Origin of the sequence: Pseudomonas jessenii (assembly GCF_002236115.1) — a bacterium.
Lineage (GTDB): Bacteria > Pseudomonadota > Gammaproteobacteria > Pseudomonadales > Pseudomonadaceae > Aquipseudomonas > Aquipseudomonas jessenii.
The window spans coordinates 231,574-247,760 of sequence record NZ_NIWT01000007.1 but is presented as its reverse complement, the minus strand read 5'-3'; the positions used below and the strand labels follow the sequence as shown (position 1 = coordinate 247,760).

Annotated in this window: 17 protein-coding genes and 4 tRNA genes; 16 read left to right on the top strand and 5 right to left on the bottom strand. The window is 59.5% G+C overall.

Translation table 11 applies throughout. The features are described from left to right. Positions 1–10 precede the first annotated feature (10 nt). The 4 genes from PSJE_RS23980 to PSJE_RS23965 all read left to right on the top strand — a co-directional run bounded on the left by PSJE_RS23980 (position 11) and on the right by PSJE_RS23965 (position 4,122). Positions 11–1,066: an acyl-CoA dehydrogenase family protein gene (locus PSJE_RS23980; RefSeq protein ID WP_090456719.1), complete on the top strand. Its 1,056-nt coding sequence runs from the start codon at positions 11–13 to the stop codon at positions 1,064–1,066. A gap of 167 nt (positions 1,067–1,233) precedes the next feature. Further along, positions 1,234–2,382, top strand: coding sequence for an acetyl-CoA C-acetyltransferase (locus PSJE_RS23975; RefSeq protein ID WP_090456717.1), 1,149 nt, complete (start codon positions 1,234–1,236; stop codon positions 2,380–2,382). 150 nt (positions 2,383–2,532) lie between these two features. Further along, positions 2,533–3,408, top strand: coding sequence for an SDR family oxidoreductase (locus PSJE_RS23970; protein ID WP_090456715.1), 876 nt, complete (start codon positions 2,533–2,535; stop codon positions 3,406–3,408). Positions 3,409–3,612: 204 nt separating this feature from the next. Continuing rightward, positions 3,613–4,122, top strand: a complete 510-nt coding sequence (locus tag PSJE_RS23965) for a DUF1993 domain-containing protein (RefSeq protein ID WP_057714082.1) — start codon at positions 3,613–3,615, stop codon at positions 4,120–4,122. A 189-nt stretch (positions 4,123–4,311) separates the two neighbouring features. On the opposite strand, the gene sstT is transcribed toward PSJE_RS23965, so the two are convergent. Then, on the bottom strand, positions 4,312–5,544 hold the full coding sequence (sstT, locus tag PSJE_RS23960) for a serine/threonine transporter SstT (protein WP_090456713.1): 1,233 nt from the start codon (positions 5,542–5,544) through the stop codon (positions 4,312–4,314). 453 nt (positions 5,545–5,997) lie between these two features. Between sstT and PSJE_RS23955 the strand changes: the two genes are divergently transcribed. Further along, positions 5,998–7,152 carry an MFS transporter gene (locus tag PSJE_RS23955; RefSeq protein WP_090456711.1) on the top strand — a complete coding sequence of 385 codons (1,155 nt, stop codon included), beginning with the start codon at positions 5,998–6,000 and terminating at the stop codon, positions 7,150–7,152. A gap of 5 nt (positions 7,153–7,157) precedes the next feature. Here PSJE_RS23955 and nhaR read toward each other — a convergent pair whose 3' ends face one another. Next, entirely contained in the window at positions 7,158–8,057 is a 900-nt protein-coding gene (gene nhaR, locus PSJE_RS23950; RefSeq protein ID WP_057714085.1) for a transcriptional activator NhaR, read from the bottom strand. A gap of 135 nt (positions 8,058–8,192) precedes the next feature. On the opposite strand from nhaR, the gene PSJE_RS23945 reads away from it, so the two are divergent. Then, positions 8,193–8,435, top strand: a complete 243-nt coding sequence (locus PSJE_RS23945) for a hypothetical protein (RefSeq protein WP_090456709.1) — start codon at positions 8,193–8,195, stop codon at positions 8,433–8,435. Positions 8,436–8,464: 29 nt separating this feature from the next. Then, entirely contained in the window at positions 8,465–9,214 is a 750-nt protein-coding gene (locus tag PSJE_RS23940; RefSeq protein ID WP_090456707.1) for a TerC family protein, read from the top strand. Between the two features lie 78 nt (positions 9,215–9,292). Here PSJE_RS23940 and PSJE_RS31370 read toward each other — a convergent pair whose 3' ends face one another. After that, positions 9,293–9,460, bottom strand: a complete 168-nt coding sequence (locus PSJE_RS31370; protein WP_167362872.1) for a hypothetical protein — start codon at positions 9,458–9,460, stop codon at positions 9,293–9,295. Between the two features lie 179 nt (positions 9,461–9,639). Between PSJE_RS31370 and PSJE_RS23935 the strand changes: the two genes are divergently transcribed. The 3 genes from PSJE_RS23935 to PSJE_RS23925 all read left to right on the top strand — a co-directional run bounded on the left by PSJE_RS23935 (position 9,640) and on the right by PSJE_RS23925 (position 10,901). Next, positions 9,640–10,368: a peptidase C39 family protein gene (locus PSJE_RS23935; RefSeq protein ID WP_090456705.1), complete on the top strand. Its 729-nt coding sequence runs from the start codon at positions 9,640–9,642 to the stop codon at positions 10,366–10,368. Between the two features lie 93 nt (positions 10,369–10,461). Then, entirely contained in the window at positions 10,462–10,668 is a 207-nt protein-coding gene (locus tag PSJE_RS23930) for a DUF6021 family protein (RefSeq protein WP_015094297.1), read from the top strand. 17 nt (positions 10,669–10,685) lie between these two features. Next, positions 10,686–10,901 (top strand): hypothetical protein, encoded by a 216-nt coding sequence (locus tag PSJE_RS23925; protein ID WP_090456703.1) that lies wholly within the window; start codon positions 10,686–10,688, stop codon positions 10,899–10,901. Positions 10,902–10,959: 58 nt separating this feature from the next. Here the strand turns inward: PSJE_RS23925 and pbpG are convergent, their stop codons facing one another. Next, entirely contained in the window at positions 10,960–11,898 is a 939-nt protein-coding gene (pbpG, locus tag PSJE_RS23920; RefSeq protein ID WP_057714091.1) for a D-alanyl-D-alanine endopeptidase, read from the bottom strand. Between the two features lie 235 nt (positions 11,899–12,133). Further along, on the bottom strand, positions 12,134–12,988 hold the full coding sequence (gene folD / locus PSJE_RS23915; RefSeq protein ID WP_046043051.1) for a bifunctional methylenetetrahydrofolate dehydrogenase/methenyltetrahydrofolate cyclohydrolase FolD: 855 nt from the start codon (positions 12,986–12,988) through the stop codon (positions 12,134–12,136). Positions 12,989–13,262: 274 nt separating this feature from the next. Here folD and PSJE_RS23910 point away from each other — a divergent pair. The 6 genes from PSJE_RS23910 to clpP all read left to right on the top strand — a co-directional run bounded on the left by PSJE_RS23910 (position 13,263) and on the right by clpP (position 16,166). After that, positions 13,263–13,339: transfer RNA gene (locus tag PSJE_RS23910), tRNA-Arg, on the top strand. Positions 13,340–13,371: 32 nt separating this feature from the next. Beyond that, positions 13,372–13,447, top strand: a tRNA-His gene (locus PSJE_RS23905). 56 nt (positions 13,448–13,503) lie between these two features. Beyond that, positions 13,504–13,588 (top strand) — tRNA-Leu (locus tag PSJE_RS23900). Positions 13,589–13,665: 77 nt separating this feature from the next. Next, positions 13,666–13,741 (top strand) — tRNA-His (locus PSJE_RS23895). A gap of 385 nt (positions 13,742–14,126) precedes the next feature. Beyond that, positions 14,127–15,437, top strand: coding sequence for a trigger factor (gene tig / locus PSJE_RS23890; RefSeq protein ID WP_057714092.1), 1,311 nt, complete (start codon positions 14,127–14,129; stop codon positions 15,435–15,437). 93 nt (positions 15,438–15,530) lie between these two features. Continuing rightward, positions 15,531–16,166: an ATP-dependent Clp endopeptidase proteolytic subunit ClpP gene (gene clpP, locus PSJE_RS23885; protein WP_090456702.1), complete on the top strand. Its 636-nt coding sequence runs from the start codon at positions 15,531–15,533 to the stop codon at positions 16,164–16,166. The last annotated feature ends 21 nt before the right edge of the window (positions 16,167–16,187 follow it).

Here is a 16,187-nt window from a genome sequence, read left to right as displayed (position 1 = left end):
GGAGTAGACCATGGACTTTAGTTTCAGCCGCGACCAACTGCTGTTTCAGGACAACGTCCGCAGCTTCCTGATCAACGAAGTCACCCCGGAACGCATTCGCGAACTGTGGCAGAGCGACAGCGGGCGCAGTGAGCAACTCTGGGCGCAATTGGTGGAACTGGGCCTGACCGCCCTGACCGTGCCCGAGGCACAGGACGGCATGGGCATGAATGAGCTGGACTTCGTGCTGATTGCCCAGGAATGCGGTTACGCCGGTCTGCCTGAGCCGCTGGTGGACACCATGCTGGTCGGCGTGCCGTTGCTCGCCGCCCTGGATGAGCAACATGCCCCGCTCAAACAAAAATGGCTGTCGCGAGTGGCCGAGGGCCGCGCGCGTCTCGCGGTTTCCGAGCCGGGCAACCCGCTGGTCAGCGATGCCCATGTCGCCGATCTGCTGTTGCTGGCCCATGGCGATGAAGTGCATGCGCTGGAGCGTGATGCCGTGCGCCTGACCCGCAACGAGTCGGTCGACCCGAGCCGTCAGTTGTTCCAGATCGAGTGGACGCCAACACCTGGCACCTGTGTTGCCAGCGGTGAACAGGGCCGACGTTTGTGGGCCGCTGCCTTCAACCGTGGCGCCCTCGCCAGTGCCGCGCAATTGCTCGGGCTGGCCAAGCGCATGGTCGACCTGGCAGTGGACTACACCTTCGAGCGCAAGCAGTTCGGCAAACCGGTGGGGTCGTTCCAGGCGGTCAAGCATCTGATGGCTAACGTCGCGGTGCAGATCGAGTTCGCTAAAGGTCCGCTGTATCGCGCCGCCTATGCGGTCGCAGAGCAGCAGGCAGATCAGGACGTATTCGTCTCCCACGCCAAACTGGCAACCGCGGAAGCGGCCATGCTTGCGGCGAAGAACACCATCCAGGCCCACGGCGCCATGGGGTACACCTGGGAAGTCGACTTGCATCTGTTCATGAAGCGCGCCTGGGCGCTGGACAAGGTCTGGGGCGATCGCGGTGTGCACAAGGGGAGGATTCGCGCTGTGTTGCTGGACGGTAAGCCTGCGCTGGGTGCGGGCAGTACGTTCTAACCCGTCAGTAAGGGTGACTACATCCCTGTGGGAGCGAGCTTGCTCGCGATGGCGGCAGCACATTCAACATTTTTGTCGACTGAACTGACGCAATCGCGAGCAAGCTCGCTCCCACAGGTTTTTCGGCGCTCTTAATACCAGATTTCAATTTTTCACAGAGGTAGACCATGCCTGAAGCCTACATAGTCGACGCCCTGCGTACGCCCACCGGGCGGCGCAAAGGTGGTCTGAGCCAGATCCACGCCGCCGACCTGGGCGCCCACGTATTGCGCGCGCTGGTCGAGCGCAATGCCATTCCCGACGAGGATTACGACGACGTGATCTTCGGCTGTGTCGACACCATCGGCCCGCTGGCCGGTGACATCGCCCGCACCAGTTGGCTGGCGGCCGGCCTGTCGCAATCGGTGCCGGGCACCACCATCGATCGCCAGTGCGGCTCGTCCCAGCAAGCGGTGCACTTCGCCGCCCAGGCGGTGATGAGCGGGACTCAGGACGTGGTCATCGCCGGTGGCGTGCAGACCATGACCCAGATCCCGATTTCCTCGGCGATGATCGCCGCCGAGCCCTTGGGTTTCACTGATCCGTTCAGCGGTTCCGAAGGCTGGGTGAGGCGCTATGGCGCGCAACCCCCAACGCAGTTCCGTTCGGCGCAGATGATCGCCGAAAAGTGGGACCTGTCCCGGGCGCAACTTGAAGCCTATTCGCTTGAGTCCCATCGACGTGCCTTGCAGGCCATCGAGCAAGGCCGCTTCAACCGCGAGATCGTGCCGCTGGCCGGTGTGCTGCATGACGAAACCCCGCGCCAGACCAGCCTGGAAAAAATGTCCGAGCTGGAATTCCTGTTTGGCTGTGACCGGGTCACCGCCGCGGTGTCGAGCCAGACCTGCGACGCGGCCAGCGCGATGCTGATCGTCTCGGAGGCGGCGCTCAAACGTTACGGCCTGACGCCACGGGCACGCATCCATCACCTGAGCGTGCGCGCCGAAGACCCGATCTGGATGCTCACCGCACCGATCCCGGCCACCGCTTACGCACTCAAGCGCGCCGGCATGAAGCTCGAAGACATCGACCGGGTGGAGATCAACGAAGCCTTCGCCTCGGTGGCCATGGCCTGGTTGAAAGAGACCGGCTACCCCCACGAACAGACCAACGTCAATGGCGGCGCGATTGCCCTCGGACATCCATTGGGCGCCACCGGCACCCGCTTGATGTGCACCTTGCTGCATGAACTGGAGCGCAGCGGCGGACGCTTCGGCATGCAGACCATGTGCGAAGGCGGCGGTCAGGCCAACGTGACGATCATCGAACGCTTGTAAACCAGGATGCCGCCAATCCTTGTGGGAGCGTGGCTTGCCCGCGATGGGATCGCTGCGGTGGATTTGACACACCGCGGCGCCTGCATCGCAGGCAAGCCAGCTCCCACAGGGGATTGTGGCGACTAGTGATGAATGTAAAGGATGTAGAACATGAAGATCTGTGAAAACCGCGTCGTGATCATCACCGGTGCCGGCGGTGGTCTGGGCCGTGCCTACGCGTTGGCCTTCGCCGCCGAAGGCGCAAAAGTAGTGGTTAACGACATCAATCGTGAAGCGGCGTTGGCCGTGGTCGGCGAAATCCTCGGCCAGGGCGGCAGCGCCGTGGCCAACAGCGACGACATCACCCGCTATGACTCGGCGGGCTTGATCGTGCGCCAGGCCATCGAAACGTTCGGCGACCTGAACGTGGTGGTCAACAACGCCGGCATCTGCCGCGATCGCATGTTCGCCAGCCTCAGCGAAGCCGACTGGGACGCCGTGGTAGCGGTGCACCTGAAGGGTCACTTCTGCATTTCCAGCCACGCCGTGAAGTACTGGCGTGAGCAGGTCAAGGGCGGCGCAAAGGTCGATGCGCGGATCATCAACACCAGCTCCGGTGCCGGTTTGCAGGGCTCCATCGGTCAGTCCAACTACGCGGCGGCCAAGGGCGGTATTGCTTCGCTGACGCTGGTGCAGGCGGCTGAACTGCGCCGCTACGGGATCACCGCCAACGCCCTGGCGCCGGCCGCGCGCACCGGGATGACCGAGCAAGTGTTCGCCGACACCATGAAAAAGCCTGAAGAGGGCTTCGATTACTTCGCCCCGGAAAACGTCGCGCCGCTGGTGGTGTGGCTCGGCTCCGAGGCTTCCGTCGAGGTGACCGGGCAGATGTTCGAAGTCGAGGGCGGCAAGTTGTCGATTGCCGACGGCTGGCGCCGTGGTCCGCAACTGGATCGCCAGGGCCGCTGGGCGGTCGGCGAGATGGGCGATGCCGTCGCTCAACTGATGACGCAGGCGGTTCCTGCGGCCAAAGTTTACGGCAGCTGAAAAAGACCGGTTTCGGGAGGCGTGTGCATGGCTATAATCGGCCCACGTTCCAACGCTGATCACCTGTAGGAGCGAGCTCGCTCGCGATGGACTCCAGCGCTACGCGTTTATTCAGACAGAACGCGTTATCGTTCGCGTCCATCGCGAGCAAGCTCGCTCCCACAGGTTACCTGCGATCCCTCCAGTCACCATACGAGACCTGCCATGACCATTTCCCTGTACGACGCTTCCGTGCCTGTTTTCCAGCAAATGCTCAACGCCCTGAGCGATGTACTGAAAAAGGCCGAGGCTCACGCCACCGAAAAAAACATCGACCCTAACGCGTTCCTGCAAGCGCGCCTGTTCCCGGACATGTTCCCTCTGGTGCGTCAGGTGCAGATCGCCGTTGATTTCAGCAAGGGTGTTACCGGTCGTCTGGCTGAAGTCGAGCTGCCGAAGTACGACGACAGCGAAACCACCTTCGCTGAACTGCAAGCGTTGATTGCCAAGGCACTGGCCTTCATCGGCTCGATCAAGCCGGAGCAGATCAACGGCAAGGAAGGCATCGAGATCGTCACCCGTCCGGGCACGCCTAAAGAGAAGCGCTTCAGCGGCCAGTCCTACCTGCTGACCTACGGCCTGCCGCAGTTCTTCTTCCACATCACCACCACTTACGCACTGCTGCGCCATAACGGCGTGGAAGTGGGCAAGCGCGACTACATGGGCGCGTTCTAAACCGTCCGGGTACAAAAAAGCCCCCGGAGCCTGAGGCTGCGGGGGCTTTTTCATGGGGCCGCATTTTTCATTTACACCGCAGACCCCTGTGGGAGCGAGCTTGCTCGCGATAGCGGTGGGTCATTCAACTTTGATGTCGACTGACACTCCCTCATCGCGAGCAAGCTCGCTCCCACAGGGGCGGCGGGGTCAGGCCAGGCGTTCGGCTTTTTGCTCTTCACCCAGGCAAGCCGCCGCGGTGAACAGCACATCGGTGGACGAGTTGAGCGCGGTTTCCGCCGAGTCCTGCAACACGCCGATGATGAAACCGACCGCCACCACCTGCATGGCGATTTCGCTCGGGATGCCGAACAGGCTGCACGCCAGTGGAATCAGCAACAGCGAACCACCGGCTACACCGGAAGCACCGCAGGCGCAGATCGCCGCGACGACGCTCAGCAGGATCGCCGTCGGAACGTCCACGGTGATGCCGAGGGTGTGCACGGCCGCCAGGGTCAGTACGGTGATGGTGATCGCAGCACCCGCCATGTTGATGGTCGCGCCCAGCGGGATCGATACCGAGTAGGTGTCTTCGTGCAGGCCCAGACGCTTGCTCAACTCCAGGTTGACCGGAATGTTCGCCGCCGAGCTGCGGGTGAAGAACGCCGTGATACCGCTCTCGCGCAGGCAGGTCAGCACCAGCGGGTACGGGTTGCGGCGCAGTTTCCAGAACACGATGAGCGGGTTCATCACCAGCGCCACGAACAGCATGCAGCCCAGCAGCACGGCCAGCAGGTGCGCGTAGCCGATCAAGGCACCGAAGCCGGAAGTGGCGAGGGTCGAGGCCACCAGGCCGAAGATGCCCAGCGGGGCGAAGCTGATCACCAGGCGCACGATCACCGTCACGCCGTTGGACAGGTCGCCCAGCACTTCACGGGTGGTGTCGCCGGCGTGGCGGATGGCAATACCCATACCGATGGCCCACGCCAGGATGCCGATGAAATTGGCATTCATCAGGGCGCTGACCGGATTATCGACCACGCTCAGCAACAGGCTTTGCAACACTTCGCCAATCCCGCCAGGCGCTGTGACCGCGACGTCCTGGGTCGACAGCACCAGGCTCGACGGGAACGTCATGCTGGCAACCACCGCCACAACGGCCGCGGCGAAAGTGCCCAGCAGATACAGGAACAGAATCGGCCGGATGTGGGTTTCCTGGCCGTGCTTGTGGTTGGCAATCGACGCCATGACCAGCACGAACACCAGGATCGGCGCGACGGCTTTGAGCGCCGAGACAAACACTTTGCCGATGAACGCCGTGGACTTCGCCATGTCGGGGGCGATCAGCGCCAGGGCAATGCCGGCGATCAGGCCGATCACGATCTGTGTGACCAGGCTCAGGCGTTTAAGGCGTTGCAATAGAGAAGGGGATGAAGCTGTCATAAAACGGCATCTCTGAATTTTTATAAGTGCATGGTTTCGTCGCAGTTGCAGCAACAAGCAGGGCAGGCCGCAGACCGGAAACCGGGAGGGGAATACAGGGTGTAGAACACCGCATTCCTTGTGGGAGCGAGCTTGCTCGCGATGACGACTGGCACAGTCGACACTTGCGTTGTCTGACGGTCCGCCATCGCGAGCAAGCTCGCTCCCACAGGTTTTGCCCCTTAAATGATCGGCATTGATCACAGGGTGTACGTTTTTCAGGGCGCGGACTTTATCACAGCGCAGGAACGATCTTTCAGACCTGTGACGAACTGCCACCCTGGTCTTCAACGCGAATTGCAGGTTCGTGCAACCGCATCCGAAAACACTCTGTTAAGATTCGCCATCCTCATTTTCATGTCTGCCAGTGGGCCTTCGGGCTATCGCTGGTGTTTTCGTTTTCTGGAGTTTTGCATGCTGCTGCCCATTCTTCTGTTGTCCGCCGCCGGCTTCACGGTGCTGACCACGGAATTCATCATTGTTGGCCTGTTGCCGGCTATCGCCAGGGACCTGGAGGTCAGCATCCCGCAGGCCGGTTTGCTGGTGACCCTGTTCGCCTTCACCGTGGCCGCGTTCGGGCCGTTCCTGACGGCGTATTTCGCCCGCTTCGAGCGTCGCAAGTTGTTCATCTCGGTGCTGATCATGTTTGGCCTGGCCAACACGGTCGCGGCGCTGGCGCCGAACATCTGGGTGATGGCGTTTGCCCGCTTGATCCCGGCGCTGGGGTTGCCAGTGTTCTGGGCCTTGGCCAGCGAAACGGCGGTGGACATCGTCGGGCCGGATTACGCCGGTCGCGCCATCGCCAAGATCGGCTTCGGCATCGTTTGCGCCACGGTGTTCGGTATTCCCGTGGGCACGCTGATTTCCGATGCGTTCGGCTGGCGCAGTGCTTTCGCGATTCTGGCGGTCATCGCCTTTGCCAAGGCGTTGCTGCTGTTTATCTATCTGCCCAGGACCAACCTGCACCAGCATCAGGTGAGCTTTCGCTCGCAGTTCAAGATCCTGCGCAGCCCGCTGATGCTCGGTCACGTGCTGCTGTCTGTGATTGTGTTCAGCGGCATGTTCACCGCGTACACCTATCTGGCGGACATCCTTGAGCGACTGGCCGGCTTCAACGGCACCGTGGTTGGCTGGTGCCTGATGGGCTTTGGTGCGGTCGGGCTGATCGGCAACTCACTGGGTGGCCGTGCGGTGGATCGTCATCCGCTGATGGCGTCGATGATGTTCTGTGCGTTCATGATTGCCGGCCTGGTGGCGCTGGTGCCGAACATCCACTCGCCGCTGGGTCTGGCAGCAGCGATGGGCATCTGGGGCGTGACCCAGGCAGCGTTGTTCCTGGTCAGCCATGTGCGCCTGATGAAAGCTGCGCCCGAGGCGCCAGCGTTCGCCGCGTCGCTGAACATCGCCGGGGCCAACCTCGGTATCGGTCTGGGCGCGATGATCGGTGGCCGGGTAATCGACAGCGTCGGCCTGCAAGGCCTTGGCTTCGCCGCGGCGGCGTTCATTCTCGCCTCGATCCTGCTGGCCATTGCGCTGATGACCTTCAAACCCCGGGAAGTCTGCGCCTGAGTGTCCTAAAACTCGGTAAACAGCTCGCGTCGGGCACCTTCGGTAATGGCGACAATGCCGGGGTGCTTGACCTTGCGTTCCACTGAGATGGCATAGAACGACTCGCTCACCGCGTCGGTCTGGCCGATCACCTGCACGCCATATTGGCGTCGCACCTCATCGGCAATCACGCTCGGGCCGATGAAGATCCCGCTGCCGGATTGGCCGAAGGCCTGCATCAGGGCGCTGTCGTCGAACTCGCCGACAATTTGCGGCTGGATCTGCTGCTCGGCAAACCACCGTTGCAAACGGCTGCGCACCACGGTTTCCGGCCCGGGAATCAGTAGCGGCGCACCGTGCAGGTTGCGCGGAAAGTCGTGACCGTAACGGGCCGCCAGCTCTGGGGTGGCGAAGAAGCTGATCCCGCACTCACCAAGTTTCTGGCTGTAGCCCTTGATGTCCAGGTGCGATGGCATCGGGCTGTCGGATATCACCAGGTCCAGGCGCTGGATCGCCAGGTCGGCCAACAAACGTTCAAGCTTGTCTTCGCGACAAGTGATGCGCAGCGGTTCGCTCAGCTCCATGGTCGGTGCAATCAGGCGATAGACGATGGACTTGGGCACCACGTCGGCCACGCCGACGCGAAACAGGATCTGCTGCTCATTGGGTTGTGCCCGCAGCATCAGTTCCAGTTCGCCACCCAGCTGGAACATTTGTTCGGCGTAGGGCAGTGCCTGCCGGCCGGCCTCGGTGAGTTCGAGTTGCCGTCCGACACGCCGAAACAACTCGATACCAAAGGTCTGTTCCAGTAATGAAATCTGCCCACTGATGGTTTGTGGCGTGAGATTGAGCTGCTCACAGGCGCGCACGATGCTGCCGGTCTTGGCCACCACCCAGAAGTAATGCAATTGCCGATAGTTGAGCATGGCGATCTACAGTTCGTAAAAACCGAAGTATAGCCGCTGAAAATACGAATTTTCCTGAAGTATTCACTTCCCTAGAATGCATCGCTATCAACGGGCCATCGTTTAGGTCCCGTTCGTTCTATCGAGGAAAGCATCATGAAGCTTAAAGCCACGGCATTGCTGATCACGTCTTTACTGGTACTGGCCGGTTGCGACCAGGCCGAGAAAAGCGCGCAACAATTGATGGGCAAGGCTGCCGAAAGCGCCAAACAGGCGATTGACGATACCCATAAGGCCGCCGAGCAAGCACTCAGTGACGCCACCGGCGGGTTGATCAGCAAAAAAGAATCATCGGAAAAAGACTCGGAAAAAACCGAATCTTCCTCCCAGGAAATCTAAACCGTATTACAACGAGTCAGGACTGACCCATGGACTACCTTTTACAACTTGCCGCCAGCCCCACCGCCTGGGTCGCCCTTGCCACCCTGATCGTGATGGAGATCGTGCTCGGCATCGACAACCTGATCTTCATCTCGATCCTGACCAACAAGCTGCCCTTGCACAATCGACAGCGGGCACGGCGCATCGGTATCGGCATGGCGTTGATCCTGCGTCTGGGCTTGCTGAGCACCATCGCGTTCATCGTCCAGTTGACCAATCCGGTGATCGAGATTCTCGGCCACGCGTTTTCCTGGAAAGACATGATCCTGATTGCCGGTGGCCTGTTCCTGTTGTGGAAGGCGACCACCGAGATCCATCACAGCATGGACCCGGCACCGGAAGATCCGAAGTCGGCGACCTCGACCGTGACCCTGGGCTTCGCGGCCGCGATCGGTCAGATCCTGATGCTGGATATGGTGTTCTCCATCGACAGCATCATTACCGCTGTCGGCATGACCGAGCATTTGCCGATCATGGTCATCGCGGTGGTGGTGTCGGTACTGGTGATGTTGCTGGCGGCTGATCCGCTGGCCAAGTTCATCAACGACAACCCGACAGTGGTGATGCTGGCCCTGGGCTTCCTGATCATGATCGGCATGACGCTGATTGCCGAAGGCTTTGGCGCCCATGTACCGAAAGGCTACGTCTATGCGGCCATGGCATTCTCGGCTGCGATCGAGGTGTTGAACATGATGTCCCGTCGGTCCAGGCAGAAGCGGGTTGCCACTGAAGTCTGACCGCCGCTAAAAGAAACGGCCGCCTGAACTCGAAGGAGTGCAGGCGGCCGTTTTTGTTGGTCTCGGATAAAGGTGGTGTCAGTGAGCGTTGGCGTGCTGGCTCGGTGCCTTGTCCGCTTCTTGCGCAGGCGCCGGCTGGACAGGGTGATGGTGGCGGCGAGTAATGCGCAGCACGCCCCACAGCATGGCGGCGGCTACCGCCAGCCAGCCGCAAACCAACATTACAATGATCATGGTCAGGCTCATCGGTGCCTCCTCTTTGCCCTTCAATGGGCACGCACGCTTCGCTGTCGTCTCTTCAAGGAACAGTCTAGCCGTTGCTGTATTTCAGGCTATTGACCGAAAGTCGGCAGTCACCAACCAGTTCGCTCTATCGAATGCAAACAACTGCCGGTTAAGGCTATACCGCTGTCGCGCGGCGTCCTATGATCAACGGCCTTGCCGGGAATATTGTTGCCTGGCGCCTGAACAAGAGAGTGATGATGGTGCGGGTATTTTCTCGAATGCTGTCGGCGGCGCTGATGGCGGGATGTGTGGTGGCGCTGGCGGGTTGCGCCGGGAGTGTTGCACCTGAGATCAAGCGTCTGCCGGAGCGGGTCGAACTCAGTGGCCGCTTCTACAAGGGCGTGGCCAATCAAAGCGGACCGCAGGTGCTGGCCAGCATGCTGTCCCAGCAGAACATCGTGATTACGCCGGGCTTGCTCGACAAACCGCTGCATTTGCCGGGCGCCGAAGCCCAGCTGCAACAGAACATGGTGAACCTCGCGCGTGAGTACGGGATGGTGGTCTATCCCCTTGACGCGACCTTGCCGGCCTTGTTGACCCAGGTCGCGGCCGGTTATCCGGTGATGGTGCGCTTCACCGAAGGCTCGGCGATGTGGGCCGAACCGCGTTATGCGATTCTCACCGGGTACAACCGTCAGAAGCAGACCGTGCTGCTGCGCGCAGGCATGAGTCAGCGGACGTTGATGAGCTTCGGTTCTTTCGAATCGGCGTTCAAGGATGCCGGCGGTTGGGCAGTGTTGATCCAGAATCCGACGCAGATTCCCGCCCAGGTCGATCAGCAACGCTGGCTCAAGGCAGCCAATGATCTGGCGCAGGCAGGCCAGGAGCCGGCGGCTGCAAAAGCTAAAAAAGCCCTGGCCGCACAGTAAGTCCGTTCGTCACCCTCCGGGCACCAGCGCCCGATGCCAGCCTCTAATCTGCAAAGGCCCGGATCTTTCCGGGCCTTGATACAGGAGGCGCCCATGGCTCATTCAACTACGCCCGTCGGTCCACACTCATCCGAGCATTCGTCTGGCGATGAGCTGGGTTTCGATCCCGATTCCCCGGACCTTGCCGATCCTCAGGTCGACCCGATCGGGCCCGCCAAGGCACCGAGGGACGTGAAACCGGGTGACAACCCCAAGGCTCCGGCCAAGCCCTACGATCCACTGGGTGATCTGAAGCCTTAGGTCCAATGGAGGTGCGTATGTCTACCGATTCCAGTTTCGACGACAAACGTCCGGAAACTGTCCCCACAACCCCCGAGCAAAGCACCGATCCGGTGATGGATTCCGACAGCCCGTTGAGGGATCCCCTGGTACGGCCAACGGTGGCGCCCACTGAAAAGCCGAAGGGTTGGAGAGATCCAAGTACCGGCGACGGTATCCCGGATGACGACCAGATGCCGCTGCCTAACGACTAACTTTGCGACGAAAAAAAGCCCCGGATGTCCGGGGCTTTTTCATGCGTTTGCAGCAAGGTTACTTCGACGCTTCTACCACGCCGCTCTGCCGCTGCTTGAGGTTCTTGTCTGCCTTGTACTGCAAGGCTACGGAAGGCACGTCCGCGCTCTTTCCGCTCTCTACCCAATTACGCATGCGCGTGGCATCGGCAAAATGGGTGTACTTGCCATAGGCGTCAAGGATCACCAAGGCCACCGGGCGGTTAGCCATTCGGGTCACCAGCACCAGGCAGTGACCGGCTTCGTTGGTAAAGCCGGTTTTTGTCAGCTGGATGTCCCAATCCGGCTTGCGGACCAAATGGTCGGTGTTGCGGAAACCCAGGCTGTAGTTCGGTTTGCGAAACGAAACGGTCTTTTCCTTGGTTGTACTCAGCTCGGTCAGCAGCGGGTACTTGTGCGCGGCGATCAACAGTTTGCTTAAATCGCGAGCGGTCGAAACGTTGCGCGGCGAGAGACCGGTCGGCTCGACGAAATGGGTATTGGTCATGCCCAAGGCCCGGGCCTTGGCGTTCATTGCAGCAATGAACGCGGCATAGCCACCCGGATAGTGGTGGGCCAGGCTTGCAGCGGCTCGGTTTTCAGATGACATCAGGGCGATCAGCAGCATTTCCCGGCGCGGCAGTTCGCTCTTGAGCTTGACCCGGGAGTACACACCTTTCATTTCCGGTGTGTCGCTGATGTTGATGTTGATGTATTCGTCCATGTTCTGCCGAGACTCGACCACGACCAGGCCAGTCATCAACTTGCTGACGGAAGCGATCGGTACCACCACGTCAGGATTGCTGGCGTAGATGACTTTGTTGGTCTGCATGTCCAGCAGCAAGGAGCTTCCGGAAGCGAGCTTGAGTGTTTTCGTATCTCGCGGTGCTGCGGTGGTTTCGCCAGCGCTGGCGAAGGGCGTGATGAGAGTCCCTGCAACTGCAAAAAATAGGCTCAGGATGGAAAGACGGATATTCACGCTGGCAGACTCATAAAGTGTTGATAAGCCGTTCTGTAACGGACTGTTTCCTGAAAAGCGCGTCATTCTGGAGTATGGCTGAATAACTGTCGATGGTTGTTCAAGTAACAGGTGAAAGTCCTGAGAAACATGAAAAAAAAGTCATTTTCCGGCGGGCGGTCGGTGTTTCTCGCAGGCAAAAAAAACCCCGCCAGGGCGGGGTTCCTTGTCACGCTGACAGCGTGTGCGTTGAAACTCAGCTGTGCAGGGTTTCGGCGGCGTACAGGGTGTTTTCCAGCAGGCAGGCACGGGTCATCGGGCCTACGCCGCCCGGTACCGGGGTGATCCAGCCGGCGCGGGGCAGGGCGGTTTCGTAGATCACGTCACCGACCAGCTTGCCGTCGTCCTGACGGTTGATGCCGACATCGATCACGATCGCGCCTTCCTTGATCCATTCGCCCTTGACCAGGCCCGGCTTGCCGGCGGCGACGACGACCAGATCCGCACGGCCGACATGGCCGGCCAGGTCCTTGGTAAAGCGGTGGGTGACCGTCACGGTGCAGCCGGCCAGCAGCAATTCCATCGCCATCGGGCGGCCAACGATATTGGACGCGCCGACGACCACGGCATCCATCCCGTAAAGGTCGACACCGGTGCTTTCCAGCAGGGTCATGATGCCTTTGGGGGTGCATGGGCGCAGCAGTGGAATGCGCTGGGCCAGGCGACCGACGTTATAAGGATGGAAACCGTCGACGTCTTTATCCGGACGAATGCGCTCCAGCAGCCTGGAGGCGTCCAGGTGTTCGGGAAGCGGAAGTTGAAGCAGGACGCCGTCGATTGCAGGGTCGTCGTTGAGGCGATCGATCAGCTCGGTCAGCGCTTCTTGAGTGGTTTCGGAAGGCAGGTCATAGGCTTGGGATAGAAAGCCGACCTCTTCACAGTCTTTACGCTTGTGCGAGACATAAACCTGAGAGGCAGGATCGCTGCCGACCAGGATCACCGCAAGGCCGGGCGTGCGCAGGCCTTGCTGGCGACGCTCGGTGACACGTTGGGCGATCTGCTGGCGCAGGCTGGCGGCGATCGATTTGCCGTCGATAAGTTGTGCAGTCATTGCGCGTGATTAACCATCGAGAGGGGAAAAAAAGAGAACGCATTCTCGCATGTCATGCGGTGAGGGCAAAGGCGCTTGGTCTGCAAATTCCCCTAACTCCTTTAATTAAATGAATTTTTTTTAAAAAGGATTTGACGACCTTCGGGGGGCTCTATACTATTCGTCGCACTTGTCGGGCACAGCCTAGCACTGGTTAGGAAGGTTGAGCAGGATTACGATTCTGCAAGACTGGAAAGCACTTAGTTTGTAGTCCTCCAAGGTTACAGCTAACAAGGCGCCCGTAGCTCAGCTGGATAGAGCATCCGCCTTCTAAGCGGATGGTCGCAGGTTCGAGTCCTGCCGGGTGCGCCATTAGGCAGCTTTGGCACAAGTAGCGCGATATGGTGGGCGTAGCTCAGTTGGTAGAGCACGGGATTGTGACTCCCGTTGTCGTGGGTTCGATCCCCATCGTCCACCCCATATTTCGAAAGGCGCCAGATTAACAGTCTGGCGCCTTTGCTTTAAAGGCTTCATCCGCGGATGTGGTGGAATTGGTAGACACACTGGATTTAGGTTCCAGCGCCGCGAGGCGTAAGAGTTCGAGTCTCTTCATCCGCACCAAATAAAGCTTCATTCAGGCACTTGGCCTGGCTGGAGCTTGATAAAGAAGTTGTTTGGCTTCTTTAACAGGCAATATGGTGGGCGTAGCTCAGTTGGTAGAGCACGGGATTGTGACTCCCGTTGTCGTGGGTTCGATCCCCATCGTCCACCCCATATTTCGAAAGGCGCCAGATTGAAAAGTCTGGCGCCTTTTTTGTTTCGGCGGCCGCAGGTTCCGGGTCGCAGGGGCGGGCGTTTCGTCGTATTTATGTTTCTCGATGATGCTGTCCTGCCCGCCGGCCTTGCTTGCGAGATCGGCTGTCAGGGAGATGATTGGCGACCTTCTCTATATAGGGAAAGGTTGGCGCAGAGCCCTGGCGTGATTGGTTGTATTTGCCATCGGGGCGAGGTGCATTCGTGCATTCGCACCTATAAATTGCCTGCTGCGTTTTTACCCGTTTTCAGTAGGGTGACTTCTTGAGTTTGACCCACTAGAATGCATGCCCTTGATTCTGGGGTCGGAAACGGCCGGCTAACGTCTGTGCAACGAGGAATATCCATGCAAGTTTCTGTTGAAAATACTACTGCTCTTGAGCGCCGCATGAGCGTCACCGTGCCGGCTGAGCGCATCGAGAGCCAGGTCAACAAGCGTCTGCAGCAGACCGCCCAAAAGGCCAAGATTGCTGGCTTCCGTCCAGGCAAAGTGCCAATGAGCGAAATCAAGCGCCGTTTCGGTGCTGACGCTCGCCAGGAAGCTGTAGGCGACGTGATCCAGTCTTCTTTCTATGAAGCTGTGGTTGAGCAGAAGCTGAACCCGGCTGGTCAGCCTTCGATCGAGCCAAAATCCCTGGAAGCGGGCAAGGACCTGGAATACGTAGCCGTATTCGAAGTGTTCCCTGAGTTCACCGTTGCCGGTTTCGAAGGTATCACCGTAGAGCGCCTGAGCGCTGACGTGTCTGATGCCGATCTGGACAAGATGCTGGACATCCTGCGCAAGCAGAACACCCGTTTCGAAGTGGCCGATCGCGCTGCTCAAAACGAAGACCAGCTGAACATCGATTTCGTCGGCAAGGTCGACGGTGAAGTGTTCGCTGGCGGTTCCGCCAAGGGTACCCAGCTGGTTCTGGGTTCCGGCCGCATGATCCCTGGTTTCGAAGATGGCCTGGTTGGCGCCAAAGCCGGTGAAGAACGCGTTCTGAACCTGACGTTCCCAGAGGACTATCAGAACCTGGACCTGGCTGGCAAAACCGCCGAGTTCACCGTGACCGTCAACACCGTTTCCGAGCCAAAGCTGCCAGAACTGACCGAAGAATTCTTCGCTCAATTCGGCATCAAGGAAACCGGTCTGGAAGGCTTCCGCGCCGAAGTTCGCAAGAACATGGAGCGTGAACTGCGTCAGGCGATCAAATCCAAGGTCAAGAATCAGGTAATGGACGGTCTGCTGGCCACCAACCCGATCGAAGTGCCAAAGGCTCTGCTGTCCAACGAAGTTGACCGTCTGCGCGTGCAGGCTGTTCAGCAGTTCGGCGGCAACATCAAGCCTGACCAACTGCCGGCCGAGCTGTTCGAAGAGCAAGCCAAGCGCCGCGTAGTACTGGGTCTGATCGTGGCTGAAGTGGTCAAGCAATTCGACCTCAAGCCTGACGAAACTCGCGTTCGCGAGATGATTCAGGAAATGGCTTCGGCCTACCAGGAACCTGAGCAAGTTGTGTCCTGGTACTACAAGAACGACCAGCAACTGAACGAAGTTCGCTCGGTTGTGCTGGAAGAGCAAGTTGTGGATACTGTTCTGCAGAAAGCTAGCGTGACCGACAAATCGGTCTCTTACGAAGAAGCAGTCAAGCCGGTAGAAGCACCACAAGCCGACTGATCACTTTTGCGGTAAGAAGCAAACACCATAAGCCAGCCTTCGAGCTGGCTTATGCGTATTCAAGACATAACTATTTGGGAGTGACTGCAGAGCATGTTCCGTAATTCGTATATTCAGCAGAACTCTGATATCCAGGCCGCCGGCGGCCTGGTCCCGATGGTTGTCGAGCAGTCCGCTCGTGGCGAGCGCGCCTACGACATCTACTCGCGTCTCCTCAAGGAGCGGGTGATCTTTCTGGTGGGCCCCGTAGAGGACTACATGGCCAACCTGATCTGTGCGCAACTGCTGTTCCTTGAGGCGGAAAACCCGGACAAGGACATCCATCTCTATATCAACTCCCCGGGCGGTTCGGTGACGGCGGGCATGTCGATCTACGACACCATGCAGTTCATCAAACCCAATGTGTCGACCACTTGTATCGGTCAGGCGTGCAGCATGGGCGCGTTCCTGCTGACGGCCGGTGCACCTGGCAAGCGTTATTGCCTGCCGAACTCGCGTGTGATGATTCACCAGCCACTGGGCGGTTTCCAGGGCCAGGCGTCGGATATCGAAATCCATGCCAAGGAAATCCTCTTCATTCGTGAGCGTCTCAACACGCTGATGGCCAAGCACAGCGGGCGCACTCTCGAAGAAATCGAGCGCGATACCAATCGCGACAACTTCATGAGTGCAGACGCCGCGCGTGAGTACGGCTTGATCGATGAAGTGATCACCCAGCGCCCCGCTTAAAATAAGCAGCTCAAAATAAGG